At 69.1% G+C, this 25,283-nt stretch carries 29 protein-coding genes; 13 read left to right on the top strand and 16 right to left on the bottom strand.

Translation table 11 applies throughout. The features are described from left to right. Positions 1 to 411 precede the first annotated feature (411 nt). A complete protein-coding gene (locus ACH49X_RS29040; RefSeq protein WP_067809364.1) occupies positions 412 to 1,035 on the bottom strand; it encodes a hemolysin III family protein in 624 nt (207 codons plus the stop codon). Between the two features lie 277 nt (positions 1,036 to 1,312). Between ACH49X_RS29040 and ACH49X_RS29035 the strand changes: the two genes are divergently transcribed. Next, complete coding sequence (locus ACH49X_RS29035; RefSeq protein ID WP_067809301.1) at positions 1,313 to 2,092, top strand: isoprenyl transferase; 780 nt, start codon at positions 1,313 to 1,315, stop codon at positions 2,090 to 2,092. 61 nt (positions 2,093 to 2,153) lie between these two features. After that, complete coding sequence (locus ACH49X_RS29030; RefSeq protein WP_357208264.1) at positions 2,154 to 2,753, top strand: hypothetical protein; 600 nt, start codon at positions 2,154 to 2,156, stop codon at positions 2,751 to 2,753. Between the two features lie 6 nt (positions 2,754 to 2,759). Here ACH49X_RS29030 and coaA read toward each other — a convergent pair whose 3' ends face one another. Beyond that, positions 2,760 to 3,692, bottom strand: a complete 933-nt coding sequence (coaA, locus tag ACH49X_RS29025; RefSeq protein WP_195082537.1) for a type I pantothenate kinase — start codon at positions 3,690 to 3,692, stop codon at positions 2,760 to 2,762. Between the two features lie 181 nt (positions 3,693 to 3,873). Here coaA and ACH49X_RS29020 point away from each other — a divergent pair, with 181 nt between their 5' ends. Then, positions 3,874 to 5,073 (top strand): DUF885 domain-containing protein, encoded by a 1,200-nt coding sequence (locus tag ACH49X_RS29020; protein ID WP_357208267.1) that lies wholly within the window; start codon positions 3,874 to 3,876, stop codon positions 5,071 to 5,073. A 142-nt stretch (positions 5,074 to 5,215) separates the two neighbouring features. Here the strand turns inward: ACH49X_RS29020 and ACH49X_RS29015 are convergent, their stop codons facing one another. Continuing rightward, positions 5,216 to 5,665: a nitroreductase family deazaflavin-dependent oxidoreductase gene (locus tag ACH49X_RS29015; RefSeq protein WP_357208269.1), complete on the bottom strand. Its 450-nt coding sequence runs from the start codon at positions 5,663 to 5,665 to the stop codon at positions 5,216 to 5,218. 11 nt (positions 5,666 to 5,676) lie between these two features. After that, positions 5,677 to 6,138: a PaaI family thioesterase gene (locus ACH49X_RS29010; RefSeq protein WP_397071381.1), complete on the bottom strand. Its 462-nt coding sequence runs from the start codon at positions 6,136 to 6,138 to the stop codon at positions 5,677 to 5,679. A 94-nt stretch (positions 6,139 to 6,232) separates the two neighbouring features. On the opposite strand from ACH49X_RS29010, the gene ACH49X_RS29005 reads away from it, so the two are divergent. Further along, entirely contained in the window at positions 6,233 to 6,811 is a 579-nt protein-coding gene (locus ACH49X_RS29005) for a TetR/AcrR family transcriptional regulator (protein ID WP_195082541.1), read from the top strand. Between the two features lie 101 nt (positions 6,812 to 6,912). After that, entirely contained in the window at positions 6,913 to 8,208 is a 1,296-nt protein-coding gene (gene glyA / locus ACH49X_RS29000) for a serine hydroxymethyltransferase (protein ID WP_195082542.1), read from the top strand. Positions 8,209 to 8,310: 102 nt separating this feature from the next. On the opposite strand, the gene ACH49X_RS28995 is transcribed toward glyA, so the two are convergent. The 5 genes from ACH49X_RS28995 to ACH49X_RS28975 all read right to left on the bottom strand — a co-directional run bounded on the left by ACH49X_RS28995 (position 8,311) and on the right by ACH49X_RS28975 (position 12,676). Then, complete coding sequence (locus tag ACH49X_RS28995; RefSeq protein WP_357208272.1) at positions 8,311 to 9,051, bottom strand: ESX secretion-associated protein EspG; 741 nt, start codon at positions 9,049 to 9,051, stop codon at positions 8,311 to 8,313. Then, positions 9,048 to 10,298 (bottom strand): hypothetical protein, encoded by a 1,251-nt coding sequence (locus tag ACH49X_RS28990; protein WP_357208274.1) that lies wholly within the window; start codon positions 10,296 to 10,298, stop codon positions 9,048 to 9,050. Before ACH49X_RS28990 ends, ACH49X_RS28995 begins: the two co-directional genes overlap by 4 nt. Before the next feature lie 18 nt (positions 10,299 to 10,316). Beyond that, positions 10,317 to 10,898: a DUF3558 domain-containing protein gene (locus tag ACH49X_RS28985; RefSeq protein ID WP_357208277.1), complete on the bottom strand. Its 582-nt coding sequence runs from the start codon at positions 10,896 to 10,898 to the stop codon at positions 10,317 to 10,319. Continuing rightward, complete coding sequence (locus tag ACH49X_RS28980; protein WP_323124597.1) at positions 10,895 to 11,218, bottom strand: hypothetical protein; 324 nt, start codon at positions 11,216 to 11,218, stop codon at positions 10,895 to 10,897. Before ACH49X_RS28980 ends, ACH49X_RS28985 begins: the two co-directional genes overlap by 4 nt. Before the next feature lie 261 nt (positions 11,219 to 11,479). Continuing rightward, positions 11,480 to 12,676, bottom strand: coding sequence for an FAD-dependent monooxygenase (locus tag ACH49X_RS28975; RefSeq protein ID WP_357208280.1), 1,197 nt, complete (start codon positions 12,674 to 12,676; stop codon positions 11,480 to 11,482). A gap of 111 nt (positions 12,677 to 12,787) precedes the next feature. On the opposite strand from ACH49X_RS28975, the gene ACH49X_RS28970 reads away from it, so the two are divergent. Both ACH49X_RS28970 and ACH49X_RS28965 read left to right on the top strand, forming a co-directional pair. After that, positions 12,788 to 13,498, top strand: coding sequence for a TetR/AcrR family transcriptional regulator (locus tag ACH49X_RS28970; RefSeq protein WP_357110819.1), 711 nt, complete (start codon positions 12,788 to 12,790; stop codon positions 13,496 to 13,498). A 23-nt stretch (positions 13,499 to 13,521) separates the two neighbouring features. Further along, positions 13,522 to 13,944, top strand: a complete 423-nt coding sequence (locus ACH49X_RS28965; RefSeq protein ID WP_195082549.1) for a limonene-1,2-epoxide hydrolase family protein — start codon at positions 13,522 to 13,524, stop codon at positions 13,942 to 13,944. 6 nt (positions 13,945 to 13,950) lie between these two features. Here the strand turns inward: ACH49X_RS28965 and ACH49X_RS28960 are convergent, their stop codons facing one another. Further along, complete coding sequence (locus tag ACH49X_RS28960; protein WP_039800723.1) at positions 13,951 to 14,223, bottom strand: hypothetical protein; 273 nt, start codon at positions 14,221 to 14,223, stop codon at positions 13,951 to 13,953. Positions 14,224 to 14,309: 86 nt separating this feature from the next. On the opposite strand from ACH49X_RS28960, the gene ACH49X_RS28955 reads away from it, so the two are divergent. From ACH49X_RS28955 to ACH49X_RS28940, 4 genes are all read left to right on the top strand, one after another. Beyond that, entirely contained in the window at positions 14,310 to 14,678 is a 369-nt protein-coding gene (locus tag ACH49X_RS28955; RefSeq protein WP_195046819.1) for a DUF488 domain-containing protein, read from the top strand. Positions 14,679 to 14,944: 266 nt separating this feature from the next. After that, positions 14,945 to 16,330: a PhoH family protein gene (locus ACH49X_RS28950; RefSeq protein WP_195082551.1), complete on the top strand. Its 1,386-nt coding sequence runs from the start codon at positions 14,945 to 14,947 to the stop codon at positions 16,328 to 16,330. Positions 16,331 to 16,518: 188 nt separating this feature from the next. Further along, complete coding sequence (locus ACH49X_RS28945) at positions 16,519 to 17,121, top strand: LGFP repeat-containing protein (protein WP_195082552.1); 603 nt, start codon at positions 16,519 to 16,521, stop codon at positions 17,119 to 17,121. Positions 17,122 to 17,222: 101 nt separating this feature from the next. Further along, positions 17,223 to 18,080 (top strand): acyl-ACP desaturase, encoded by an 858-nt coding sequence (locus tag ACH49X_RS28940; protein WP_357208283.1) that lies wholly within the window; start codon positions 17,223 to 17,225, stop codon positions 18,078 to 18,080. 63 nt (positions 18,081 to 18,143) lie between these two features. Here ACH49X_RS28940 and ACH49X_RS28935 read toward each other — a convergent pair whose 3' ends face one another. Both ACH49X_RS28935 and glpX read right to left on the bottom strand, forming a co-directional pair. Next, positions 18,144 to 19,547 (bottom strand): class II fumarate hydratase, encoded by a 1,404-nt coding sequence (locus ACH49X_RS28935; RefSeq protein ID WP_195082554.1) that lies wholly within the window; start codon positions 19,545 to 19,547, stop codon positions 18,144 to 18,146. A 645-nt stretch (positions 19,548 to 20,192) separates the two neighbouring features. Next, entirely contained in the window at positions 20,193 to 21,236 is a 1,044-nt protein-coding gene (gene glpX, locus ACH49X_RS28930) for a class II fructose-bisphosphatase (protein ID WP_067809270.1), read from the bottom strand. Positions 21,237 to 21,366: 130 nt separating this feature from the next. On the opposite strand from glpX, the gene ACH49X_RS28925 reads away from it, so the two are divergent. Next, entirely contained in the window at positions 21,367 to 21,933 is a 567-nt protein-coding gene (locus ACH49X_RS28925) for a DUF4245 domain-containing protein (RefSeq protein WP_195082555.1), read from the top strand. Positions 21,934 to 22,121: 188 nt separating this feature from the next. Further along, positions 22,122 to 22,613 (top strand): GNAT family N-acetyltransferase, encoded by a 492-nt coding sequence (locus tag ACH49X_RS28920; RefSeq protein ID WP_323124596.1) that lies wholly within the window; start codon positions 22,122 to 22,124, stop codon positions 22,611 to 22,613. A 16-nt stretch (positions 22,614 to 22,629) separates the two neighbouring features. Here the strand turns inward: ACH49X_RS28920 and ACH49X_RS28915 are convergent, their stop codons facing one another. The 4 genes from ACH49X_RS28915 to ACH49X_RS28900 are packed head-to-tail and all read right to left on the bottom strand — an operon-like array spanning position 22,630 to position 25,229. Then, positions 22,630 to 22,974, bottom strand: coding sequence for a VOC family protein (locus tag ACH49X_RS28915; RefSeq protein WP_357110803.1), 345 nt, complete (start codon positions 22,972 to 22,974; stop codon positions 22,630 to 22,632). Next, positions 22,971 to 23,237: an exodeoxyribonuclease VII small subunit gene (locus ACH49X_RS28910; RefSeq protein WP_195082558.1), complete on the bottom strand. Its 267-nt coding sequence runs from the start codon at positions 23,235 to 23,237 to the stop codon at positions 22,971 to 22,973. Before ACH49X_RS28910 ends, ACH49X_RS28915 begins: the two co-directional genes overlap by 4 nt. A 1-nt stretch (position 23,238) precedes the next feature. After that, positions 23,239 to 24,561: an exodeoxyribonuclease VII large subunit gene (xseA, locus tag ACH49X_RS28905; protein ID WP_397071372.1), complete on the bottom strand. Its 1,323-nt coding sequence runs from the start codon at positions 24,559 to 24,561 to the stop codon at positions 23,239 to 23,241. Next, positions 24,558 to 25,229: a lipid droplet-associated protein gene (locus ACH49X_RS28900; protein WP_357208285.1), complete on the bottom strand. Its 672-nt coding sequence runs from the start codon at positions 25,227 to 25,229 to the stop codon at positions 24,558 to 24,560. The genes xseA and ACH49X_RS28900 overlap by 4 nt, the downstream gene beginning before the upstream one ends. Positions 25,230 to 25,283: the final 54 nt, after the last annotated feature.

Below are 25,283 nucleotides of genomic sequence, written 5' to 3'. Positions count from 1 at the left end.
GGTGCTTCGCGATCCGGGCTGATACCGGAGACTCCGCCGACCGAAGATCACCGAGCGCCCGTCCCGAGGGCGGCAGACGCCGCGCGACCGCCGGAAACGGCAGGGCGATGCCACACGAGGCGGCGACGGAGAACACGAACGAGCAGCATAGAGCCACGGCGACCGGCACAGGAGTTTTCCCGGTGATCTCCCCGGACCCGCCCGCCGACCAGCCGCACCGCGGCATCGTCGGTCCGTCGTCCGGCAGCGCGGAGCAGGCGATGGGGTGGATCACCGCCCGATCGGGCCTCGGCCCGCCCGCGCACCGGCGCTCGCGGCGCGGATGCCGAATCGCCGCGCGGCTTTCGGACGCACGCTGTTCCATTGCCTGCGCCGCCCCTCTCGTCCGACCTCCCCGTCGACTCTATGCGCTCAGCGCAGGACCACTAGCCACACCGCCGCGTAGTGGGTCAACGCGGCCAGCACCGTGGCCGCGTGGAAGAACTCGTGATGCCCGAAGACGGTGGGCCACGGGTTCGGCCACTTCGTGGCGTAGAGGATCGCGCCGCCGCTGTAGAACAGGCCGCCGATCAGCAGCAGGATCAGCGGCGCGATGCCGATCTGGCCGTTGAGCTGGCCGGCCACCGGCACGATGGCCCAGCCCAGCAGCAAATACAGCGGAACGCCGACCCAGCGGGGCGCGGTGGGCCACAGCAGTTTCAGTGCCACTCCGGCCAGCGCACCGGCCCAGACCACGGCCAGCAACGTCTGCCCGGTGCGTCCGGGCAGGCCGAGCAGGGCGAAAGGGGTGTAGCTGCCCGCGATGAACAGGAAGATCATCGAGTGGTCCGCTCGCTTCATCCGGATGCGGGCGCGCGCGGTCGGCCAGGTCACCCGGTGATAGACCGCGCTCACGCCGAACAGCCCGCACACGGTGAGCCCGTAGACCAGCGTCGACCACCCCGCGGTCGCGGAGACCCTGGCGGCGGTGGCGATCAGCACGACGGCCGCGATCGCGGCGACGCCGACGGCCCAGGTGTGGATCCAGCCCCGCATGCGCGGTTTGACCAGTGCCCCGGCGAGCGCTTCGCCCGCCGAGACGGGAACCGGTGTGACCGCTGCCGCATCGGCGGCGCCGACCGATTCGGACACGAGTACCTCCTAAGGGGACAGCCGGACCGGTCTGCTCGCGGCACCACGCCGGACCGAGGGCAGACCCGGTAGTTGAACCCGTCAGTAACCTACGCAACCGTAACTTGCGTGCTCCCGGCCACTGTACCGGCGTATCGCGGTCGATGCCGCGTTCGTGTCGCCGAGGCGTAGGGTTGCCCGCGTGGAACTTCCGAGTCAGGTGCGGGGTCTGCCGTATCGCATCTACGAGGCCCGGCTGTCCAGGCAGCTGGCCGGCAAGCAGCATCCCCGGCACGTCGCGGTGATGTGTGACGGCAATCGCCGGTGGGCGCGGGAGAACGGTTTCACCGACGTCAGCCACGGCCATCGGGTCGGCGCGCTGAAGATCGCCGAGCTGGTCGGCTGGTGCGAGGCCGAGGGCATCGAGATGGTGACCGTGTACCTGCTGTCCACCGAGAATCTCCAGCGTGATCCGGACGAGCTGGAGACGCTGTTCGAGGTCATCACCGACGTGGTGGAGGAGCTGTCGGCGCCGGAGCAGAACTGGAGCGTGCGCATCGTCGGCTCGCTCGACGGCTTCCCCGAGCTGATCGCCAAGCGGATGCGCACCGCGGCCGAGCGCACCGACGGCCGCAACGGCGTGCACGTCAACGTCGCGGTCGGCTACGGCGGCAGGCAGGAGATCGCCGACGCGGTGCGCTCGCTGGTCCGTCAGGAGATCGCCGCGGGCGAGACCGGCGAGGACCTGGTGCAGTCGATCACCGTGAACGCCATCGGCCAGCATCTCTACACTTCCGGTCAGCCGGACCCAGACCTGGTCATTCGCACCTCCGGCGAGCAGCGGCTGTCCGGGTTCCTGCTGTGGCAGAGCGCATACTCGGAGATATGGTTCACCGAGGCGTACTGGCCGGAGTTCCGCCGGGTGGATTTCCTGCGGGCGCTGCGCGACTTCGCCGCGCGTCATCGCCGTTTCGGCGTCTGATCCGGGGTCGCGCCGGTGAATCCGGCGCCATCACCACGCTTCTCGCGTACCGTGCGGTCTCATGAGCTCGTTCGATCACCGGCCCGCCGGAGCCGCGCGGGGCGAACCGGACGACTCGATCAGCTATGCGGAGTTCGGTAGACGCTTCCTGGAGTACGCCGCCTCCGAAGCGCGCATCTCGGGCGCGTTCGCCCAGCTGACCGGTAGCGCCTTCGATTTCGGCCCGATCGGGGCCGGGCCGGGCCGACTGGCCAAGGTGACCGCACAGGTGCGGCTCGGCGCGTCCCGGTTGGGCCGTCGCGACGACGAGACCATCGCGTTCGAACTGATCATCCCGCTGGAGGTCGACCTGCTACTGGACTTGGCGGTCGACCGGCACCGGTTCCACGTCGAGGGAACCGTGCATCTGCGCCTGACGGTGCACACGGCGGCGCCGCTGCGGGTGGTGATCGATATCGCCGAGCCGCGCCCGGCCGACGTGCGCGTCAGCGTGGCCGCCGCCACCAGGCGCGGGCAAATGCTGCGCGCTCTCGCCGGCGTCGATCACGAGATCAGGCGTTTCGTCGCCCGCTATATCTCCGCCGAGATCCGTAAGCCGCACATCGCCGCGGTGCGGGATATCGATGTCGCGCAGCGCCTCGACGAAGCGTGGAAATTGTAAGCGGAATCACAATTTCCGCAGTCGCAGCCGATTGATGCTGTGATCGGCGTCCTTGCGCAGCACCAGGGTCGCGCGCGGGCGAGTGGGCAGAATGTTCTCCACGAGATTCGGCCGGTTGGTGTTGTTCCAGATCTCCTGCGCCGCGGCGGTCGCCTGCTCGTCGGTGAATCCGGAGTAGTGGTGGAAATGCGCGTTCGGATCGGCGAACGCGGTCTTGCGCAGGGTGAGAAACCTTTGCACGTACCACTTCTCGATGTCTTCGATGCGCGCGTCCACGTAGATCGAGAAGTCGAACAGATCCGACACCATCAGACGCGGACCGGTCTGCAACACGTTCAACCCCTCCACGATCAGAATGTCGGGCTGGCGCACGCAGTGCAGCTTGTCCGGCACGATGTCGTAGGAGATGTGCGAATACACCGGCGCGCAGACCTCGGCCGCGCCTGATTTCACCTCGGTGACGAATCGCAGCAGCTTGCGGCGGTCGTAGCTCTCCGGAAAACCTTTGCGGTGCATGATGCCGCGCCGGGTGAGTTCCGCGGTGGGATAGAGGAATCCGTCGGTGGTGACCAGGTCCACGCGCGGGTGGTGATCCCAGCGCGCCAGCAGGGCTTGCAGTACGCGCGCGGTGGTGGACTTGCCCACCGCGACGCTGCCCGCCACGCCGATCACGAACGGCACCTGCTGGTCGGGATGGGTTTCGCCGAGAAATGTGGCGGTCGCGGCGAACAGTCGCTGCCGCGCGGCCACCTGCAGGTGGATGAGACGAGCGAGCGGGAGATACACCTCCGCGACTTCTTCGAGATCGATCTGTTCCCCGAGGCCGCGCAGGCCGATGAGTTCTTCCTCGGTGAGCACCAGGGGAGTCGATTTACGCAGGGTCCGCCACTGTTTCCGGTCGAATTCCACGTAGGGACTCGGCTCACTCATTCGTGCCATTTACCCGACGCTCCGTTTCGGCAAACACGCACAGTTACCGTGCGGATCCGGTGAGATTCGGTCTAGCTGTCGCCGCATAGGCGAATTCTGCTCCGCGCCGACACGATGAGCCGAGCGGGGTGCCACTACCGGTTGGTAACCGGCTCGATGCCCCAGGTGTGGGCCGCTAATCTCGGCTGGCATGGAAGCGCATCCGCTCGTGACCGAATACCTGCGGCTCGGCCTCGCCTTCGACCGGCTGGAGGAAGGATTCGTCGACGCCTACACCGGTGATCCCGCGCTGCGCAACGAGGTGCGCGCCGCGCCGGCCCCGCAGCCGCGCGAGCTGGCCCGCCGGGCCGCCGAGTTGCGCGGCGCGGTGCCGGAGGCCGGACTGACGCCGCAGCGCGCCGAGTTCCTCGACGTGCACCTGCGCGCGCTGGAGTGCTCCGCACGGAAGTTCGCCGGCGAGGACATCGGCTTCATCGACGAGGTGCGCGCCTACTTCGACGTCGACATCACGCCCGGCGACGTGGACGACTACCGCGAGGCGCACCGGCAGATGGACGAGGTGCTCGCCGGGGACGGTCCGCTGGCCGAGCGGATGGCCGCTCATCGCAAGGCCGACGAGATCCCGCCGGAGCGCCTGGCGGTCTGCGTCGAGGCGTTCTCCGGTGCGCTGCGTGAGCTGGTGCGCGCCCGCTACCCGCTGCCGGACCACGAGCACGTCACCTACGAGGTGGTCGGAGACAAGCCCTGGTCCGGGTTCAACTACTACCTGGGCAACTACCACTCCCGCGTCGCGATCAACTCCAACCTCGAGCAGCACATGGCGCACCTGCCGCAGCTGATCGCGCACGAGTCCTACCCGGGCCACCACACCGAGCACTGCCGCAAGGAAGCCGGGCTGGTCGCCGCCGGGCAGGCCGAGCAGACGCTGTTCCTGGTCAACACCCCGCAGTGCCTGATGGCCGAGGGCCTCGCCGATCTGGCGTTGCGTTCCATCGTCGGGCCCGGCTGGGGCAAGTGGGCACAGGAGATCTACGCGGATCTCGGGCTGCGCTTCGACGGCGAACGAGCCGAACGCCTTTCGAACGCCTCGGCGAAGCTGCTGGGCGTGCGCCAGGACGCCGCGCTGCTGCTGCACGACCGGGGCCGCTCGCACGACGAGGTGGCGGAGTTCTTGCAGACCTGGAGCCTGACGACGCCGGAGCGGGCGCGCCAGTCGCTGCGCTTCCTGTCCTCGCCGCTGTGGCGCGCCTATATCTCCACCTACGTCGAGGGATACCGGCTGCTGGGTGGCTGGCTCGATCGCGCGGCCGAAGCCGAGGACCGGGCCGATCGGTTCCGCAGGCTGCTCGACGAGCCGCTCACGCCGGGCGCGGTGCGCGCGGCGGTGTGAGAATCACTGGATCACCGCACAGCCCTGTCCGCCCGCGGAGAGGCTGCACAGCAGCAACGAAAGGGTGCGCAGCAGCGCCTCGACCGGAGAGGCGGGCACCGAGACCGAGCCGATCATGTCCGTTCCTTCCTGGGTTCGGTGGTCACGCGCCCGCGAAAGTGATGCGCACCGAGATCGGGTCGCTTTCCAGCACTTTCATGGTGCGTTCGGCGACGGCGGCGGCGACGCGCCCTTTGGCGAACGTGCGGGAGCGTGCCACCACATCGTCCTGCGGCACGAAGGCGGCCGTGCCGGTGCGCCAGTGGCTGCCCTGCCGGAGCCGGACGTGCGGGTCGGCGGCGATGTTGCGGGCCCAGCCGGAGCGATAGCCGTGCTGCGAGATCAGCCACGCGCCGGTCTCGTCGATCGACGCGGTGACCGGCACCCGCCGCGGCTGCCCGGATTTCGCTCCGACCGTCTCCAGTTCGGCGATCAGCGACGATCGGATGCCGAGCCGGTCGAGCAGGCCGACGGCCGGGTTGACCAGGTAGCGGCCGATCAGGCGTTCGCGCCGGAATTTGCGTACCGCGGCGCTCGGTGTTCGTCCGGCCATGACAGTGCTCCTCAGGTTCGATGCGGGCGGAAGACGGCGCAGGTGGTGGTGGCGTGCGCGACCAGGCGGCCCTGCTCGTCGACCACCCGCCCCTCCGCGGTCGCGGTGCTGCGCCCGACGTGGATCGTGGTGCCGGTGGCGGTGAGGCGCTGCCCGTCGGTGGGCACGGCGCGGATGTAGTTGATCTTCAGCTCCAGCGTCGTGTATCCCACGCCTGGCTCCAGCGTGGTGTGCACCGCGCAGCCCATCACCGAGTCGAGCAGGGTGGCGCAGATGCCGCCGTGCGTGGTGCCGAGCGGGTTGGCGAAGTCGGGCCTGGTCCGTAGGGCGAAGACCACCTTGCCATGCTCGAGTTCGTCGACCTCCATGCCGAGCAGGTCGCCGATGAACGGCGGGCGGTCCGTCCTGCTCATCGCGGTGCGCAGGAGCTCGAGGCCGGACAGCTGAGCCGGATCGACGGTGGCTTCGGACATGGGTCCCATCCTTTCGATGAACCGATCGGTCCACATCTGTCATGATTGCAACATGGACCGATCGGTTCACGCAACCCTCGAGCAAGGAACCCGCATGACCACAGGGCCGCGCACCAGGCTGATCGAAACCGCCATCGAACTGGTGCGCGAACAGGGTGTGCACGCCGCGGGGCTCGCGACGCTGCTGGAGCGGAGCAACGCCTCGCGCAACTCGCTCTATCAGCACTTCCCCTCCGGTAAGAGCGAGCTGGTCGAGACCGCGACGCGCGTGGCGGGCGTGCGGATCGGCGAGGTGATCGACAAGGTCACCGCCGCGCCGCCGCGCCGGTGGTTCGATTCGCTCATCGGCTGGTGGGTCGGCGCGTTGCGCAAGACCGGCTACCGCGCCGGGTGCCCGGTCGTCGGGGCGGCGCTGGCCGAGTCGGAACCCCGGGTGCAGGCGGCCGCGGGCGAGGTCTTCGGGGATTGGCACCAACGGCTCGGGGCGGCGCTCACCGCCGCGGGCTTGGACGCCGAGGAAGCGCGCTCGTTCAGCAGTTTCGTGTTCAGCGCGATGGAAGGGGCCATCGTCCAGGCGCGGGCCATGAAATCCACGCAGCCGCTGGAGGACGCGCAGCGGCATCTGGCGGTGCTGTTGGAGACCTATCTGCCGGAAGACGGCGCATCGAGTTGACGGCCGGCGCGTCACTGCGGATCGCCCGGCGCGCCACCGCTGACCAGGAGGGGTGAACCCCCTGCTCGAGGGCCGGGCATGCGGCCCATAGACTGAGGGTCGTGACGCAGACGACCGCCTCTGTCAATACCCAGTCTCTCGGTGAGCTCGATCCGGAGCTCGCTGCCGCGATGGCAGGCGAGCTCGCCCGCGAACGCGACACGCTCGAGATGATCGCCTCGGAGAACTTCGTGCCGCGCGCGGTGCTGCAGGCGCAGGGCAGCGTGTTGACCAACAAGTACGCCGAGGGCTACCCGGGGCGGCGCTACTACGGCGGTTGCGAGCACGTCGACGTGGTGGAGACCTTGGCCCGCGACCGTGCCAAGGAGTTGTTCGGCGCCGAATTCGCCAATGTCCAGCCGCATTCCGGCGCGCAGGCGAACGCCGCGGTGCTGATGTCGCTGATGGACCCGGGCGACAAGCTGCTCGGTCTCGACCTCGCGCACGGCGGTCACCTGACCCACGGCATGCGCCTGAACTTCTCCGGCAAGCTCTACGAGGTGCACTCCTACGGAGTGAGCAAGGAAGACCACCGCGTCGACATGGACGAGGTGCGCGAGATCGCCTTGCAGGCGCGTCCGAAGGTGATCGTGGCGGGGTGGTCGGCCTACCCGCGCCACCAGGACTTCGCGGCGTTCCGCTCGATCGCCGACGAGGTCGGCGCCTACCTGTGGGTGGACATGGCCCACTTCGCCGGTCTGGTCGCCGCCGGCCTGCACCCCTCGCCGGTGCCCTACGCCGACGTCGTGTCCTCGACCGTGCACAAGACCCTCGGCGGTCCGCGCTCCGGCCTGATCCTGGCCAAGCAGGAGTACGCCAAGAAGCTGAACAGCTCGGTGTTCCCCGGCCAGCAGGGCGGGCCGCTGATGCACGCCATCGCCGCCAAGGCCGTCGCGTTCAAGATCGCCGCGAGCGAGGAGTTCCGCAATCGCCAGGAGCGCACCCTCTCCGGTGCGAAGATCCTGGCCGAGCGGCTCACCGCCGCCGACGTCAAGGACAAGGGCATCAGCGTGCTCACCGGCGGCACCGATGTGCATCTGGTGCTGGTCGACCTGCGCAACTCCGAGCTCGACGGCCAGCAGGGCGAGGATCTGCTGCACGAGATCGGTATCACGGTGAACCGCAACGCCGTTCCGTTCGATCCGCGTCCCCCGATGGTCACCTCCGGCCTGCGCATCGGCACCGCCGCCCTGGCCACCCGCGGCTTCGGCGACACCGAGTTCGCCGAGGTCGCCGACATCATCGCGAGCGCGCTGGCCGGTAGCGCCGACCTGGACGCGCTGCGCGCCCGGGTGAGCAAGCTGGCCAAGGACGTTCCGCTGTACGACGGCTTGGAGGACTGGCGCCTGCTGGGCTGACGCCGGTTCGCTTCGTGCGTCCGGCGCGGCCGGATGCACGAAGCCCGTCGCGGCCGCTTCCTGGATCCACAGTCCTTGCCGACGGGCACGGCGATCCGGGAGCTACCTATCCATCCGCGCCTTCGCTCGCACAATCGATTCGTCCAGGTACCGGGCGATATCGGCGCTGGTGCCGGGGCGGATCATCAGGGCGCGGTTCGCGGGGACCTCGCAGTAGCGGCCGTCGGGCGTGTCGATCCAGCGGAGCCGGCCGGTGCGCAGCGGTTCGGCGTTGCGCGGGCCGAGCAGCACGGTGGCGGTGCCGCGGGTGGCGCACGACTGCCGCCAGAAGCGCCGGTAACGCTCTTTCGCCTGGCTGGCGGGCGCGTTGCCGAAGACGTCGGGGCGATCGTCGTTGAGATCATCGAGCAGGAAGCTCTTCTCACCCACCGTTCCCGCCGTGGCGTCCGGCAGCAGACGCACCACTTCGGTGGCGAGCTGATCGATCCGGCAGCGCCGCAAACGCACTCGTCCGCCGTCCGGCGCGGGCGACTGCGCGGCGAGCACACCGGAACCGCTACGGGTACCGCAGGCCACCGCGCGAAGTTCGACGCCTCCGCGCGTGTTGTCGTAGCCGAACAGCTCGATGCGCCAGTCCGGAACGGCCAGCGTGGTGATCGCGCCGCGCAGTGGCAGCCGCTCGTCGCGTCCCAGCTCGGCGTTGAACTGCCGCTGATACGCCTGGTACTCGTTGCGGCCGGGGAAGCGGCTGGTGAACCGGAACGGAAAGGGCATGCGGTCCAAACCCGTCCCGAACCAGGCCGCGGCGAACTGCTCGGCCGACAGCGACCACTGGGTGGTCATTGCTCACCGAGCACGGGCGGCACCGTCGGTTTCACCTCGCCGAGCAGTTCTTTCGCGTGTTCCTCGGTGCGCAGGTACTTCGGCGAGTCGTGCTCGTCGTCGTCCGTGCGCCTGCCGCGCAGTCCCGGCGGCACCATGCCCGAATAACCTGCGGCGCCCGTTGCCCCCGGGCGCCCGGGCGCGGTGGGTTGCCCATTCGCCGCGGCGGGGACGGTGGGCTGGGCGGGCCGAGAGGTGCCCGCGCGCGCTTCGTTGTCCGAGGTGGTCGGGATGCCGGCCGGGCCGGGGGCGCCGCCCGCCCTGCTCGGCGTGCCGGTCGGTCTGCCGGTGAACGAGGTCGGGGTGACGGTGGTGGGTGTCGTCTGCGGCGGCGGTGCGGAGGGGACGATGGGCGCGTACGGTGTGGATGTCTGCGTCCTCGTGATGGATGCCGGAGTGGTCGCCGCGGTGTCCTGGTTCGAGGAAACCGCTTGCGAAGGGACAGTTTCCGGCGTGTCCGCAGCGGTTGGATGCACTCCGCTGTCCGGCTCGCCGTCGTCCGCGGAACCGGCGGGGGAGGCGGTGTCCGCAGTGGCAGATGGTTCGCCGGAGGCGGAGTTGTCCGGGGAGCGGGTGAGGGCCACGGCCTGCGAGTCGACGCTCGTGCCGCTTTCCACGCCCGTGCCGGTTCCCGGGTCGGGATTGGTTTCCGAACTGGTGCCGGTTCCCGAACCCACGCCGGGCTGCACACCGGTCGGCGCCGCTGCGGCCGGAGCGACCGGGGGTGGCAGCGTCGGGATACCCGGAGCGGTGGCCCCGTACGGCTGGATGTACTGGGTGTTCATCTCGTCGCGGGCCTGTTCCTCCCGCGAGTTGCGCTGTGCCGGATCGGCCGTCGCACCCGAGGCGTCCAGCAGCTCCGGCACCGACATCTTGAACTTGGCCGCCGCGTCGGCCGCCGCCGACAGCGGCAGACTCTGCGCGCCGATGGCTTCCCCGAGTTCGCCCACCCGCGCCGCGTACTCTCGCACGCCGCGGACCGCGCTGTCGGCCGCCGCGCCCTCCCAATGCTGTTCTACCGCGTTCTTGATCGCGTCCTCGAATCGCTGGCCCGCGTTCGTCACCGCCGCGGCGATGGCCGACCACGCGGCGAACGCGCCGTCGAGCGCGGCGGGATTCATCGCGTCGGCGGCTTGCTTGATCTCAGCGTGCGAAAAGCTCTGCGCGTTCTCCGGATTGGTGATCGCGCGGCCGTCGGTCTGTCTCATGATCGCTTCCCCCGGTGGTCAGCTGCCCGCGGGCAGCAACGGTGCGACTGCTGTGGCGATATCGGTGGCGATATCGCAGGCGACGAGGTGTTTGTTTGTCGATGTCTGCGGCACATTCGTCAAGATGTAGAGCGAGCCCGAACGCATCTCGACGTTGATCGTGCAGCCGCCGGGTACGTCCGGACGTGCTTCGTAGCGGACGGCTTTGCGATCGCCCGCCGGGATGTTGACGGCCGCAGGGTATTTGCTGCGTATCTGGTCGATGGTGCCGTTGGTGGTCTCGACGACGAATCCGTACCCGGCCCGTGCGACATACCGGCACCCCTTCCAGGTGAGGCCGCCTTGGCTGTCCTGTTTGGGTTCCGGGGGTCTCGAATCCCACTGGTGCTCAGCGAGAAACTGCGGTGTCAGGGCGGTGCAGGGATCGAACGCGGACTGCGGGTTCGTCTGTGGCGACGATGCGCTCGAGCTGGAACCGGCCACGCCGGTAGCCGAGACCGCCGGATCGCTCGGTGCCGTCCCGCCGCATCCGGAGAGCAGGACAAGGCCGGCCGCTGCGGCGACGAATCCGGTTGTTCGAATGCCTGTGCCGGCTTTCATGCGCTGAGCTTCCGCATCGCGGCCGCGAATTCCGTATCGGTCCGAATGTAGCCGTCGCGGATGGTCGCGAACATGGATTTGATCTCTTGCGCCACGGAGATGTACTCGGTGAGCGTATCGAAGGCGTTGTTCGGGCCGCCGAATGCTTTCTCTCTGAACAGTCGCACCAGTTCCACAGCGGAGGTCAGCTTCGGATCGTCTTCACCCAGCCCCCACTGCTGCCGCTCGCCGAGTTCGCGCGCGTCGGTTTGAGCCGCGACGAGCGTGTCGATCAACTCCTGGCACGCCTGATCGATCTCCACGAACGCCTGCGGGTCCATCCGCACTCGCAACGCCCCGGTTTTCGCAGCTTCGATGTACCCGGGAAATGGGCTGTCCGCCATCGCCGCCCCTTCCGTCAGTGCCGTCTGACCTTATAGACGCGCCCCGTCTCGCTCCGGTTCCATCGAAACACAGCCGAATCCTCCGGTCGCCCCGTCCCGCCGGTCGTCGCCGGCCGCGCACGGCTCTCACCTGGGATGTTGTGCCGCGCAGCGACCGGTGCGGCGACCTCGATCGCTGTCAAGGCTGCTGACGAGCGCTCAGCGCGCATTCGCCGCCGCGACCAGAGCGGGGTAGTCCTGCAAGTCGATGTCGTTGGCGGCGTTGTCGCTGTATTTCGTCATCAGCGCGAACATCCGGGAACCGAGGAACCAGTTGCGCATCTTGATGCCGCGCGCGGTCTTCGGGGCCAGGAAGCGGCCGGCATTGCTGTTGCCCGCGATCTTCGCGTATCGCTTCATGAGCTCGTCGTAGCGAGCGAAGGCGACGGTGTGATCGCCGTCGGCCAAGGCCAGCTCACCCGCGATGACGTACGCACCGACCACGGCCAGCCCGGTGCCGAAGCCGCCGAGGGTGTTCCCGTAGCCGGAGTCGCCGACCAGCGCGACACGGCCCTTGGTGTACCCGTGGGGCATCCGGACCCGGCCGATCGAATCCATGTAGAAATCATCGAATTCGGGCAGTTCGGCGAGCATTCGCGGCACGTCCCAACCGACCTCGGCGAAGGTCTCGGCGAGGATGCGCCGCTGGGCCGCGCTGTCGTCGCGGGCGTAATCCAGTTCGGGGGAGGCGAACATGTACATCTGCTGCGCCTTGGGGCCGCCGCTGATCGCGAGGCGGCCGGGCGCGTTGTGGCCGTACGCGACCACCCGCTCGCGCGTCCCGGCGGAGGTGCCGCTCCACGGGCCGGCCCCCGCGACGGCGTAGTAGTAGCCGAGGTGCTTCACGAAGTCGCGCTCGGGACCGAAGGCGAGTCTGCGGACCCGGGAATGGATGCCGTCGGCGCCGAAGACGAGGTCGAAGGTGCGGGCGGGGGCGTGCTCGAATTCGACGTGGACGCCGGCCGAGGTCTCGGTGAGCGCGGTGATCGAATCGCCGAACAGGTAGTCGCAACGGTCGGCGGTGCGCCGGTACAGGATCTCGGACAGATCGCCGCGCAGGATCTCCACATCGCCGCCGGTGAACTCACCCGACATCAGCGCCAGCTCGTCGCCCCGCTCGTCCACGAAGACGGTGTCGGTGGTGCCCGTCCTGCGCTGCTCGATGTCCGCCAGCACGCCCATCCGTTCCAGCACCGTGCGGTGGGTGCGGCCCTTGAAGTCGATCGCCTGACCGCCGGGGCGCAGCGCCGCGGCCCGCTCCACGACGGTGACCGCGAAGCCGTAGCGGTGCAGCCAGTAGGCCAGCGCGGGTCCGGCGATGCTCGCGCCGGAGATGAGAACGGTGGTGTTGCGCATGAGATTCTCCTCGTAAAATCTGCGTCCAACGGAAACTGTATCCGATGGACGCTGATTAGCGTATGGTAGACACAGTTACACGTCAAGGCGATCTCCGGAAGGATCTCGGGCATGCCGACACCGACCACACTGGAACTGCTCTGGGGTACCGGTCCGCGGCCCAAACGCGGGCCGAAACCCGCGCTGTCGCTGGAGCGGATAGTCGCCGAGGCCATCGCGCTGGCCGACGCGGAAGGGCTGGCGAACCTGTCCATGCAGCGGCTGGCCGAGCGCTTGGGTTTCACGAAGATGTCGCTGTACCGCTATGTGCCGGGCAAGGCGGAACTCGTCGCGCTGATGCTGGACACCGCACTCGGCCTGCCGCCGGAACTGAGCGCGGAGGCGCTGGAGGACGGATGGCGCGAGCCGCTGCGCGTGTGGTGCGAGACGATCTACGCGCGCTTCAGCGCCCACCCGTGGTCACTGGAGGTGTCGGTGGGTCTGCGGCCGGTCGGCCCGAACGAGCTGGCATGGATGGAGGCCGCACTCGGCGCGCTCGCCGGAACCGGGCTCACCACGGCCGAACGGCTGGACACGATCGTGCTGCTGACCGGGCACGCCCGCAGTTTGGCCACGCAGGTGCGGGTGGCCGACGCCGACGCGTTCGAAAGGCAGATCGCGGGTCAGTTCGCCGAAATGGTGGCCGCCGCGGCCGACCGGTATCCGGCCGCGGCCGCCGCGTTCGCCGAAGGCGGCGCGGTGGCGGGCGGCGAGGGCGCGCTGCGATTCGGCATCGAGCGGATTCTCGACGGACTGGCCGTGCTCATCGCGCGCCGCGGGTGACCGGCGCGGCCTACGCTCGGACCATGACCGACGAACCCGATCTGAAACAGGACTCGATCACCACCGTGCGGGAGTTCTTCGCCGCGCTGGAGATGGGCGCCGCCGAGGAGGCGATCGACCTGCTGCACCCGGACATCGTCTGGAAGAACACCTCGCTGCCCGATGTGAAGGGCGTCCGCCGGGTCGGCGGCGTGCTGCGCGGCCTGCGTCGCGACTGGCTCGGCTTCGGGGTCGACCTGCACCACATCGCCGCCGACGGCGACGTCGTGCTCACCGACCGCACCGACTATCTGCGCTTCGGCCCGGTGCGCACCGGCTTCTGGGTGACCGGCACCTTCGAACTGCGTGACGGCCGAATCATCTTGTGGCACGACCACTTCAGCTGGGAGAACTTCCTGCGCGGCACGGCTGTCGGACTCTGGCGCGCGGCGCTCGCCCGGCGCTGACCGGCCTCAGGAGTGCTGGGCCAGGTAGTCCAGATACACCGGGCGCAACACCTCGGCGACCGCGCCGTCACCTGCGTGGACGTAGTCGTCGAGCATGGGCAGCACGTACTTGATGTCCGCCTCGCTTTCGCCGACGTTGCCCGCGGCGGCCTCCGCGGCCGGGATCGACGTGAGCAGCCGCCACAGGAACTTCACATCCCCACGCCGCACGGCGAGCTTCATCGCCCGGTCGTGCAGCTCCTTCGACGACAGCTTCTCCAAATCCTCGTTACCGGACATACCAGCGACTCTATCCGTCGAATCGGGCGACAGCGACCGCGTGGCGAAGTCCGTCGCGGCCCGCACGCCGTGCTGCGATGACTGCTATGACACCGCAACCTGGACCCGGCTTCCGGATCAAGCGCGTCTACGACGACCCCGACCCCGACGACGGCACCCGGGTGCTGGTCGACCGGCTCTGGCCGAGGGGCATCACCAAAGCGCAAGCGCGGGTCGATCGCTGGCCCAAGGCGATCACTCCGACCACCGAATTGCGGCGCTGGTTCCACGCCGATCGCGACGCGCGCGGCCCGGAATTCGCCGACCGATACCGCGCCGAACTCGCCGCGCCGGAGGTTCAGCAAGATTTGCGGGATTTGCGCGCCCTGGCCGCCGAAGGTCCGGTCACATTGCTCACGGCCGTACAGGATCCGGCGCACAGCCATGTTCCGGTATTGCTCGACGTGCTCCGGTGAACCCGTGTGACGTGCGGGTTTACCACAAATTCACGGACACGCCTCGCGGTCCCTGAGCGCGGACACCGTGATCGGAGGTAGCGTCGGGTGTGCGGGCCGCGGCGGTGTGGCTCGTACGGGAGGTCCTGACCGTGACTGAGCTACTCAGTACGAGGGGGCCGGCGCCCGGCCCTCGTGGCATCTGACGGCAACGTCGGGTCCATCAGGACGGACCGGTCCAGCGAGATCGTTCGTGCGAGTACCGCACGAACACAGAGGAGCCCACCGTGACTGCTGCACGCTCCGTTTCCGCTCCCTCGGCGAACTCCAGCTCCGCGAAAGGCGGAGCCGCCGCGAAGGGGGCCCGCCCCTCGCAATTACTCGGCAAAACCTTCGTCATCGATACGTCCGTCCTGCTGTCGGATCCCTGGTCCTTCACGCGGTTCGGCGAACACGACGTGGTGTTACCCCTGGTGGTCATCAGTGAACTCGAAGCCAAACGGCACCATCACGAGCTGGGCTGGTTCGCGCGAGAAGCTCTGCGCAACCTCGACGATCTGCGCCTGCAGCACGGCAGGCTGGATCAGCAGGTGCCGATCGGCACCGAGGGCGGAACGTTGCAGGTGGAACTGAACCACACCGATCCCGCGGTCCTTCCGGTCGGCTTCCGCACCGACACCAACGACTCCCGGATCCTGGCCTGTGCGCTCAACCTCGCGGCCGAGGGCCGCGAAGTGGTGTTGGTGTCCAAGGACATTCCGCTGCGGGTCAAGGCCAGCGCGGTGGGCTTGCACGCCGACGAGTATCACGCCCAGGACGTGGTGACCTCGGGCTGGTCCGGCATGGTGGAACTCGATGTCAGCACCGCGCGCATCGATCAGCTCTACGCCGAGTCGGTGATCGACTTGGACGAAGCGCGAGAGCTGCCCTGCCACACCGGTGTTCGGCTGCTCGGCGTCAGCTCCAGCGCGCTGGGGCGCGTGACGCCGGACAAGCGGGTGCAGCTGGTGCGCGAGCGCGAGGCGTTCGGTCTGCACGGCCGTTCCGCCGAGCAGCGCATCGCGCTCGACCTGCTGCTGGACGAGAGCGTCGGCATCGTCTCCCTCGGCGGCCGGGCCGGTACCGGCAAGTCGGCGCTCGCGTTGACCGCGGGCCTGGAGGCGGTGCTGGAACGGCGCGCGCAACGCAAGGTGGTGGTCTTCCGTCCGCTCTACGCGGTGGGCGGCCAGGAGCTGGGCTATCTGCCCGGCACCGAGAGCGAGAAGATGGGCCCGTGGGCGCAGGCGGTCTTCGACACGCTCGACGGGCTGGCCAGCCGTGAGGTGATGGAAGAGGTGCTCAGCCGCGACATGCTGGAGGTGTTGCCGCTGACCCACATTCGCGGGCGGTCGCTGCACGACTCCTTCGTCATCGTGGACGAAGCACAGTCGCTGGAGCGGAACGTGCTGCTCACGGTGCTCAGCAGGCTGGGAACCGGCTCGCGGGTGGTGCTCACCCACGACGTGGCCCAGCGCGACAACCTGCGCGTCGGCAGGCACGACGGGGTCGCGGCGGTGGTCGAGAAACTCAAAGGTCATCCGCTCTTCGCGCACATCACGCTGACCCGTAGCGAGCGCTCGCCGATCGCGGCGCTGGTCACCGAGATGCTGGAGGAGTACGGCCCCAACGCCTGAGTTCGCGACGCCGTTCAGCGGCGGGTTTCACCGCAGGTCCGGTGGGTATCACCCGCCGCGATAGCAGTTGAGTATGACCCGGTGGCCGCTCGTCGGTCACCGGGTCATTGCCTGACAATCGGCCGAGGCTGCGCGCGGCGTCGTCATGGAGTCGTGGTGCGCCCGCAGCCCCCAGCGAGAGGATGGACATGCACCACTTCGCTCGACGAACGGCTGGATTCACCGCAGTGCTCGCCGCGGCAGGACTGGTCTTGGCCGCCTGCGGCGACAATGACGACAAAGGCGACAGCGCCAAGACCGGTATGGCCAGTATGACCGGCATGGTCACCTCGATGATGAGCCCCGGCGCCGCGACCACCACGCACGCCGAGGGGAGCGCCACGCACACCGAGGGGAGCGCGACCAAGACCTCCGGCGCGGCAGCCGCCGAGGGGACCAAGATCGCCACGCCCGGTGGCGAGATCAGCGTCGACGGCGACATCTACAAGAAGTACGAACAGCTCGGGGGACCGACGGGCACGCTCGGCCTTCCGCTGCAGGCCGAGGAGCAGGGCCCCGACGACGGGGAGTACCAGGACTTCGCCGGCGGCACCATCTACGAGGCCAAGGACGGCGAACCGCACGTCGTCTGGGGCGAGATCCGCAAGGCATGGGAAGACAACGGCGGCGCGCAGGGGCAGCTGGGGTACCCGGTCAGCGACGAGAAGGACATCCCCGGCGGCAAGCAAAGCGACTTCTCCGGCGGCACCATCACGTGGGTGAACGGTACTATCACCGTCACGCCGAAATAGGAGCCAGATATTCGGCGTCCGGGATCGCGGCGCGGTCTCGGTTGCCTGTGAATCCCATCCATCCGTCCCCGCTCCGCGGGCCAAGCCGCTAGGTTATCTCGGTGCAAACTCTCCTGACCGATCGCGAATTGCTCGAATCGCTCGCGGTGGACGTAGAACTGCTGCTGCGTAAGCACGTGGATGTCGCCGACGGGTGGCAGCCGCACGACTTCGTGCCGTGGGACGACGGGCGCAACTTCGCCTTCCTCGGCGGCGCCGACTGGGCGCCTGAGCAGTCCGAACTCAGCGAGACCGCCAAACTGGCGTTGACCGTCTCGGTGCTGATCGCCGACAACTTGCCCTCGTATCACCGCGAGATCGGCAAGTACCTGCGCACCGGCGCGTGGTGGCGCTGGGTCGGCCGCTGGACGGCCGAGGAGAACCGCCACGAGATCACCATCCGCAACTACCTCATGGTGACCAGGTCCGTCGATCCGGTGGAGCTGGAGCGGCTGCGCATGGAGCACATGACCAAGGGCTTCCGCCGCCCTGCGATGCACTTGCTCGATGTACTGGCCAACTGCGCGTTCGAGGAGGCCGCCAGCGCGGTCCGGCATCGCAACACCGCGGCGCTCGGGGAGAACCCACTGGTCACAGCCATCGCCGAGCGCATTGCGCTGGACGATGAACTGCAGTCGGTGTTCTTCGCCGACCTGGTGGCCGCCGCGCTGGATCTGGCGCCGGACCAGACCGTGCGGGCCATCGCCGACCGGGTCGCCGGCTTCGAGGTCCCGACGGTGACGCTGCCGGACGGCCGCAGCAGCGACGTGGTGCTCGCCGAGGCGGGCATCTACGACCGGGCCAAGGAGGGCGAACTGGTGTTCGCCCCGCTGCTGAAGCGGTGGAATATCTTCGGCCGCACCGATTTCGGCCCGGCCGGGGAGTCGGCGCGCGAGGAACTCGCGCACCTGCGCGACTGAACCGCGGCCCGGCACAGCGATCGAACGCCACCTCGGCTACCGGGGTGGCGTTCGTTTCGCCGGTCAGTCCCGCTTCTTCACCTTCGCCATGGCCAGCACGTCGAGGCGGCGGTCGAGCTCGTCCTCGGTCAGCTTCTCGTCGAGCAGGCCGCGGTCGATGACCGTCTGGCGGATGGTCTTCTTCTCCTTCAGCGCTTCCTTCGCGACGGCCGCCGCCTCCTCGTAGCCGATCGCCGAGTTCAGCGGCGTCACGATGGAAGGGGAGGACTCGGCGAGGGTGCGCAAGTGCTCGACATTGGCGACCAAGCCGCGCACGCACTTGTCGGCGAACAGCCGGGAGACGTTGGCCAGCAGGCGGATCGACTCCAGCAGGTTGCGCGCCATCACCGGGATGTACACGTTCAGCTCGAAAGCGCCGTTCGCGCCCGCGAACGCCACCGCGGCGTCGTTGCCGATCACCTGCGCGCCGACCTGGGTCACCGCCTCCGGCAGCACCGGGTTCACCTTGCCGGGCATGATCGAGCTGCCCGGCTGCAGGTCCGGCAGCTGGATCTCGGCCAGGCCGGTGAGCGGGCCCGAGCCCATCCAGCGGATGTCGTTGGCGATCTTGGTCAGGCTCACCGCGATGGTGCGCAGCGCGCCGGACGCCTCCACCAGGCCGTCGCGCGCGGCCTGCGCCTCGAAGTGGTCCTCGGCCTCGCGCAGCGCGTCGATGCCGGTGGCCCGCACCAGTTCGGCGACCACCTTCGCGCCGAAGCCGTCGGGCGCGTTCAACCCGGTGCCGACCGCCGTGCCGCCGATGGGCAGCTCGCCGAGCCGCGGCAGCGTCGCCATGATGCGGTCGATGCCCGCGGCGACCTGCCGGGTGTAGCCGCCGAACTCCTGCCCGAGCGTCACCGGGACGGCGTCCATGAGGTGGGTGCGACCGGACTTCACCACGGTGCGCCATTCCGTCGACTTGTCCAGCAGCGCCAGCCGCAGATGCTCCAGCGCGGGGACCAGATCGGTGATGACCGCTTCGGTGGCCGCGAGATGCGTTGCGGTGGGGAAGGTGTCGTTGGACGACTGGGACATGTTCACGTCGTCGTTCGGGTGGACGGTGACGCCGTTGGCCTTGGCCAGCGAGGCGATCACCTCGTTGGCGTTCATGTTCGAGCTGGTGCCGGAACCGGTCTGGAAGACATCGATCGGGAACTGATCGTCGTGTTCGCCGCGCGCGATCTCGTTCGCCGCGGCGATGATGGCGTCGGCCTTCACGGGATCGAGCAGCCCCAGGTCGCGGTTCACCGTCGCACACGCGGCCTTGAGCAGGCCGAGCGCGCGAATCTGCGCCCGCTCCAAGCCGCGTCCGCTGATCGGGAAGTTCTCCACGGCGCGCTGGGTCTGCGCCCGCCACAAAGCGTCCACCGGAACCCGGACCTCGCCCATGGTGTCGTGCTCGATGCGGTACTGCGTCTGCTCGCTCATGATCCCGACCCTATGCCGCGACAGCGGCCCGTGGGGCAGGCACGCCTGAGGTCATTCGCACACCTCGGCGGGCCTTCGCCCGGGAATACGAACCGTTCTCCGACTGCCCGCGCCCGGGTGCGCCGAAGCCGCGCCCGCCTCGACCCAGGTTCCCTCCGCGCTCTCTCACTCTCACTGTCCCCGGTGCCGCGCTGCCGCATGAATCGTCGCGACCGAGACAACAGATCGACGGCCGCGCGACACGCGGCCGTGATCGAGCGGTGTGGAAAGAGGTTTCCTGGGTGCCGCGGCCTGCCCTGCGCGAGCGTTGAGCCTTGGCTCGAGGTACCGGCCGAATCGAAATCAGCGAGCGTCACGCACCCTGGCCGCCGACGTGCGGCGGCAATCCCGCCTATTCGATCGCCGTGGGTGGAAAGCGACCGAGGCACCATGAACGGCGCACATCGGGTGCGGCGGTTTGCCCCCTGCGGAACCACCGACCCCCACTCCCGGTTCCGAGCGAAGCGAGACCGAGCATCCGCCGTTCGCGGCCCGGCTCGCGTTTGCGCGGCCGCCGCGTTCGCGACGAAGTCGCCAGCGGTGGTTGCGCAAACGTGAGCCACGAGGGGGCCGCGAACACCCAGCGCCGCAGGCGCTGGAAAAAAATTACGGCAGCGGCGGGACCGCGTGTTCGTCGCCGATGAAATCGACCGAGGAGTATTCGCGCAGCTTGGTCAGGCGGTGGTAGGCGTCGATCATGCGGACCGTGCCGGACTTCGAGCGCATCACGATCGACTGGGTGGACGCGCCGCCGCCGTAGTAGCGCACGCCGCGCAGCAGGTCGCCGTCGGTCACGCCGGTGGCGCAGAAGAAGACGTTCTCACCGGAGACCAGGTCTTCGGTGGTCAGGACGCGGTCGAGGTCGTGGCCCGCGTCGATGGCCTTCTGCCGTTCCTCGTCGTCCTTCGGCGCGAGCATGCCCTGGAGCTCACCGCCCATACAGCGCATCGCGGCGGCGGCGATGATGCCCTCGGGGGTGCCGCCGATGCCGACCAGGATGTCGGTGCCGGAGTCGGGGCGGGCCGCGGCGATCGCGCCTGCGACGTCGCCGTCGGAGATCAGGCGGATGCGCGCGCCCGCGTCACGCACCTGCTGGATCAGCTCGGCGTGCCGGGGGCGGTCCAGGATGCAGACGGTCAGGTCGGACTTCGCGGAGTTCTTGGCCTTGGCGACCCGGCTGATGTTCTCCGCGATCGGGGCGGAGATATCGATCACGTCGGCGGCGTCGGGGCCGACGGCGATCTTGTGCATGTAGAACACCGCGGACGGGTCGAACATGGCGCCGCGCTCGGCGACGGCGAGCACCGAGATCGCGCCGGGCACGCCCTTGGACATCAGCGTGGTGCCGTCGATCGGGTCGACCGCGAAGTCGACTTCCGGGCCGGTGCCGTCGCCGACGGCCTCGCCGTTGTACAGCATGGGCGCTTCGTCCTTCTCGCCCTCGCCGATGACGACGATGCCGCGCATGGACACCGAGCTGACCAGCTGCCGCATGGCGTCGACGGCGGCGCCGTCGCCCCCTTCCTTGTCGCCGCGTCCGACCCACCGGCCCGCGGCCATCGCCCCTGCCTCGGTCACGCGGACCAGCTCGAGTGCGAGGTTGCGGTCGGGCGCCTCGCGGCGGCTAGGTGTGGGGGAAGTTGCCGTCATTGCGGGGTGCCTCCTGTGCGTCGGTACGTACCGGTCAATTGTCTCATTCGATGTGGCACGGGCGTACACCCCTGCTCGTGGTGTCCGGGGTGCGGGCGGCGGCGTCGCCGCGCGAGTGGATACTGGGAGCGTGTCGTACCAAAAGCCGCGCATCTTGAACGACTACCGGGATCTGTTCTGGTCGCTGATCCCGTTGGTCTTGATCGCGCTGGTGTTCGCCGGGCTGGCCAGCCAGTGCAGTTTCGCCGCGAACGGTCCGACGCAGGGTCAGATCCCGCATTTCGACGCGCGCGCTGCGCTCACCGCCGACGCTCGTTCGCTGCCGTTCCCGATCCGCAACCCCGACCTGCCCGCGGACTGGACGCCGAACTCCGGCAGCCGCGAATCCATCGGCGGCAACGGCGGCGGGCCGGTCAGCACGGTCGGCTACATCACGCCGCAGGGCACCTACATGCGCTTCACCCAGAGCAACGCCACCGAGGAGGCGCTGGCCAGGTTCGTGCTCGGGTCCCGGTACGCCAGCGGCACCGAGCAGGTCGGCGACCGGAAGTGGATCGTCTACGCCGAGCAGGGCTCGGAGACCGCGTGGATCACCGACCTCGGCCAGTCGCGGGTGCTGATCACCGGCGCGGGCGACCACGCGGCGTTCACCACGCTCGCCCAGGCGATCGCGGCGGCGCAACCCCTGAAGCCCTGAGAATTCGCTTGTCTTCGGCGGCGCGCGTCCGTTAGGTTTCGCCGCGGTACGAGACACGTGCCGAACCGGTCTTCGGAGGTCGATGAATATGGCTGCGCTCAGCCCTATTTCGCATGCCCTTCGCCGGTTCGCGCGCCACTGATCTCCCGCAGACGCGGACCGGTCTCTTCGATGACCAGGAGTGTCACGTGTCTGTTTCCCATTCCCCCGATCTGCGCACCGACCGGCTGATCCTGCGGTCGTGGACCGCCGGTGCGGCGGCCGCAGTGCTCGACGACCGCCGTGACGCCGAGTGGGCGGCGGATTTCCCGGCCGACGGCGATCGCGTCATCGCGGGCCTGCTCGCGGCGCATCCGGACTGGCTCGGGCCGTTCGGGCACCGGCTCGTCGTCGAGCGCTCGAGCGGGCTGGTCGTCGGCTCGATCGGGCTGTTCTGGCCGCCCGCCGACGGGGAGCTGGAGATCGGGTACGGCATCGTCGCCTCGCGGCGGGGTCGCGGTTACGCGACCGAGGCCACCGTCGCGCTGACTGCGCACGCGTTTACCGCGGCGGGCGTTCGCGCGGTGCGCGCCGAGGTGGAGCTGTCGAACCCGTCGTCGGCGCGGGTGCTGGAGAAAGCCGGTTTCGAGCGGGTGAGCAGCGCGGACGGCGTCGCCCGGTTCCGAGCCTCGTCGCGCTGACGCAGCCGGGCCGTCGTCAGCGGTGGCTCACCACGTTGACGACGGTCCCGCTCGGGTCGCGGACGAAGAAGCGGCGTACCCCCCACGGCTCGTCGCGCAAGGGGTAGACGACCTCGGCGCCGGCGGCGGTCACCGCCGCGTGCACGGCGTCGACGTCGTCCACCTCCACGCTCATATCCGGCTGGAGCTGCTCGGCGTCCGGGCCGACGAGCAGGACCTGGGCGGTCGGGTTGGACGGCGAGGCCATCGTCACGACCCAGCCGAGGTCCATCGCCTCCTGGAAGCCGAGCAGACGGTAGAAATCGCGGCTGGCGGCCAGGTCGGTGGTGCGGATGTCGGGCGTGGCGCGGCGGATGGTCATTCCTGCTTCTCCAGGTCGGTGCGGTGCAGCGCGTCCTCGACGCGTTTGCGCGCGCCGGCCAGGTGTTCTTCACAGCGATTGGCCAGCGCCTCGCCGCGCTCCCAGAGGGCGAGGGATTCGTCCAGGTCCAGGCCGCCTTGCTCGAGGATCTTGACGACGTTGACCAGTTCGTCGCGCGCGCGTTCGTAGCCGAAACCGGCGATCTCGGCGGCGTCGTCGGCCGGGTCGGCGCCGGTTTCGGTGGACTTGCCGGACTCGGCCAAGTCAGTTCCTCCCTGTGTCGGTGTTCTTCGCCCCGAGGGCCTGGGCGCCGAGCGCGGCGGCTGTGACGGCCCCGTCGGCGACCCGGATGCGCAACTGGCTGCCCGCGGGCGCGTCCTCGATCGAACGCACCACCTCGCGCTCCTTACCGGTGACGCGCTGCACGACAGCGTAGCCACGGGCCAGCGTGGCGGCCGGGCCGACGGCGGTGAGTTTCTCGCGCAGATGCCGGGTTGCCGTGGCTTCGGTGCGGATGAACTGCTCGGCGCAGCGGCGCGCCGCCGTGCGCTGGCGTTCTACCTCTTCTCGGCGGCGCTCGATCTCGCGCAGCGGGTCGGCCAGTACGGGCCGCGAACGCAGTTGGGCGAGCGCCTTGGTCTCGCGGTCCACCCAGCCCCGCAGGGCGGCGGCGGTGCGTTCGCGCAGTTCACGAATGCAAGCCAGTTCGGCGGCGGCGTCGGGGACGATGCGTTTGGCGGCGTCGGTCGGCGTTGCCGCACGCAGGTCCGCGACGAGGTCGCTGAGTGGATTGTCCGGCTCGTGGCCGATCGCGCTGACGATCGGCGTGGTCGCGGCGACGATGGCGCGGCACAGCGCCTCGTCGGAGAACGGCAGCAGGTCTTCCACGCTGCCGCCGCCGCGCGCGAGCACGATCACCTCGACGTCCGGATGCCGATCGAGTTCGGCCAGCGCGGTGAGCATCTGCGAGACCGCGGTCGGTCCCTGCACGGCCGTGTTGCGGATCTCGAAACGCACCGCGGGCCAGCGATTGCGAGCGACGCTCAGCACATCGCGCTCCGCGGCGCTCGCGCGGCCGGTGATCAGGCCGATGGTTCCGGGGAGGAAGGGGATCGGGCGCTTGAGCCGGGGATCGAACAGGCCTTCGGCGTCCAGCAGCGCCTTCAGTCGTTCGATGCGGGCCAGCAGTTCACCGATACCGACGAGCCGGATCTCGAGCACGCGCAGCGAGATCGTGCCGCGTCCGGTGAAGAAGGACAGCTTGCCGTAGACGACCACCCGGCTGCCCTCTTGCAAGGGGACGGGCGATTTGCGGATGAGGTCGGGATCGCAGGTCACCGACAGCGACATGTCGGCGGACGGGTCGCGCAGCACCAGGAACGCGGTGCGGGTGCCGGGCCGGAGGTTGATCTGGGTGATCTGACCTTCCACCCAGATGCTGCCGAGCCGGTCGATCCACTGGGCGACCTTGATGGAGACCGAACGCACCGGCCAGGGGTGCTCGGCGGAGTTGGCCGGTGCGGCGGCGGGTTGGCCGGAGGTGTCCCGGCCAGCCGTCGGCGAGGAGGGTGTCCGTGGTTCGGTCACTGGGCCTGCACAGTGGCGATCCGGTTCGTGAGCATGGTCACGAACGGCGCCCTGGCACGGGTGTGCTGCTCGTACTCCAGCAGCGCGGTGAGGTCGTCGAGCGTCAGCAGGCGCAGGCGGGCGCGCAGCTGGGCCAGGGTCATGTTGGCGTAGTCGTAGCGGGCGGCGACTTCCGGTTCGACGATCGCGGTCGTTTCGGCGGGATCGGGATCGGTGTCCGAGTCAGTCGGCGCCGGGTCGTCGTCCGGGTCCGGGTCCTCGGCCGGTGGCTCGCCGATCGGCGTCACCGAGGCGACATGACCGTTGGTCGAGCCGGTGTCGTCGGCGGCGAAGGGGTCGGGCGCTCGGAACGGCTCGGGATCATCGGCGGTGTAGAGATCGAAGCGGCTGGTGCGCGACGTGCCGGGGTTCGGGTCGTCGGCGAGGTCCTCGTCGAAGGTGGCCCACTCCGGCTGGTCGACCGGGCGGTTGGACAAACGGTCGAAAACCGCGTCGCCCTTCAGGGCCAGACTGGTGACGAACTGCTGGACGTGCATCGTCGTCTGCAGTACCTGACTGATGGCCGTGATCGGCAAATTCATTGCCGCCGTTGGTAGCCGACGGGATTCCTCGAGGGCGTATACGGCCGCGCCTGCGGCGACCCGGGCCAGAAAGGGTGGTCGAAACATGGTCCTAGCCTGCCCGAAATGGTGTGTTATGCAAAGAAGTGGCGCGCGTCGTCC

It is taken from the genome of Nocardia sp. NPDC019323 (assembly GCF_044389845.1).
In the GTDB taxonomy this organism is placed as follows: Bacteria; Actinomycetota; Actinomycetes; order Mycobacteriales; family Mycobacteriaceae; genus Nocardia; species Nocardia implantans.
The sequence above is the reverse complement of the archived record's forward strand: the minus strand, read 5'-3'. Positions and strand labels throughout refer to the sequence as shown.

What these genes read in the sequence shown, in the direction of transcription:
- ACH49X_RS28945 (WP_195082552.1), top strand. Translation starts at nt 16,519, where the DNA reads ATGCACCACTTCGCTCGACGAACGGCTGGATTCACCGCAGTGCTCGCC.
- ACH49X_RS28990 (WP_357208274.1), bottom strand. Translation starts at nt 10,298, where the DNA reads ATGAGACAGACCGACGGCCGCGCGATCACCAATCCGGAGAACGCGCAG.
- coaA (WP_195082537.1), bottom strand. Translation starts at nt 3,692, where the DNA reads ATGGCACGAATGAGTGAGCCGAGTCCCTACGTGGAATTCGACCGGAAA.
- ACH49X_RS28900 (WP_357208285.1), bottom strand. Translation starts at nt 25,229, where the DNA reads ATGTTTCGACCACCCTTTCTGGCCCGGGTCGCCGCAGGCGCGGCCGTA.
- ACH49X_RS28960 (WP_039800723.1), bottom strand. Translation starts at nt 14,223, where the DNA reads ATGTCCGGTAACGAGGATTTGGAGAAGCTGTCGTCGAAGGAGCTGCAC.
- ACH49X_RS28970 (WP_357110819.1), top strand. Translation starts at nt 12,788, where the DNA reads ATGCCGACACCGACCACACTGGAACTGCTCTGGGGTACCGGTCCGCGG.
- ACH49X_RS29005 (WP_195082541.1), top strand. Translation starts at nt 6,233, where the DNA reads ATGACCACAGGGCCGCGCACCAGGCTGATCGAAACCGCCATCGAACTG.
- ACH49X_RS29040 (WP_067809364.1), bottom strand. Translation starts at nt 1,035, where the DNA reads ATGCGGGGCTGGATCCACACCTGGGCCGTCGGCGTCGCCGCGATCGCG.
- ACH49X_RS28980 (WP_323124597.1), bottom strand. Translation starts at nt 11,218, where the DNA reads ATGGACCCGCAGGCGTTCGTGGAGATCGATCAGGCGTGCCAGGAGTTG.
- ACH49X_RS28955 (WP_195046819.1), top strand. Translation starts at nt 14,310, where the DNA reads ATGACACCGCAACCTGGACCCGGCTTCCGGATCAAGCGCGTCTACGAC.
- ACH49X_RS29010 (WP_397071381.1), bottom strand. Translation starts at nt 6,138, where the DNA reads ATGTCCGAAGCCACCGTCGATCCGGCTCAGCTGTCCGGCCTCGAGCTC.
- ACH49X_RS28915 (WP_357110803.1), bottom strand. Translation starts at nt 22,974, where the DNA reads ATGACCATCCGCCGCGCCACGCCCGACATCCGCACCACCGACCTGGCC.
- ACH49X_RS29020 (WP_357208267.1), top strand. Translation starts at nt 3,874, where the DNA reads ATGGAAGCGCATCCGCTCGTGACCGAATACCTGCGGCTCGGCCTCGCC.
- ACH49X_RS28985 (WP_357208277.1), bottom strand. Translation starts at nt 10,898, where the DNA reads ATGAAAGCCGGCACAGGCATTCGAACAACCGGATTCGTCGCCGCAGCG.
- ACH49X_RS28965 (WP_195082549.1), top strand. Translation starts at nt 13,522, where the DNA reads ATGACCGACGAACCCGATCTGAAACAGGACTCGATCACCACCGTGCGG.
- ACH49X_RS28995 (WP_357208272.1), bottom strand. Translation starts at nt 9,051, where the DNA reads ATGACCACCCAGTGGTCGCTGTCGGCCGAGCAGTTCGCCGCGGCCTGG.
- ACH49X_RS28975 (WP_357208280.1), bottom strand. Translation starts at nt 12,676, where the DNA reads ATGCGCAACACCACCGTTCTCATCTCCGGCGCGAGCATCGCCGGACCC.
- glpX (WP_067809270.1), bottom strand. Translation starts at nt 21,236, where the DNA reads ATGACGGCAACTTCCCCCACACCTAGCCGCCGCGAGGCGCCCGACCGC.
- ACH49X_RS28935 (WP_195082554.1), bottom strand. Translation starts at nt 19,547, where the DNA reads ATGAGCGAGCAGACGCAGTACCGCATCGAGCACGACACCATGGGCGAG.
- ACH49X_RS29030 (WP_357208264.1), top strand. Translation starts at nt 2,154, where the DNA reads ATGAGCTCGTTCGATCACCGGCCCGCCGGAGCCGCGCGGGGCGAACCG.
- ACH49X_RS29015 (WP_357208269.1), bottom strand. Translation starts at nt 5,665, where the DNA reads ATGGCCGGACGAACACCGAGCGCCGCGGTACGCAAATTCCGGCGCGAA.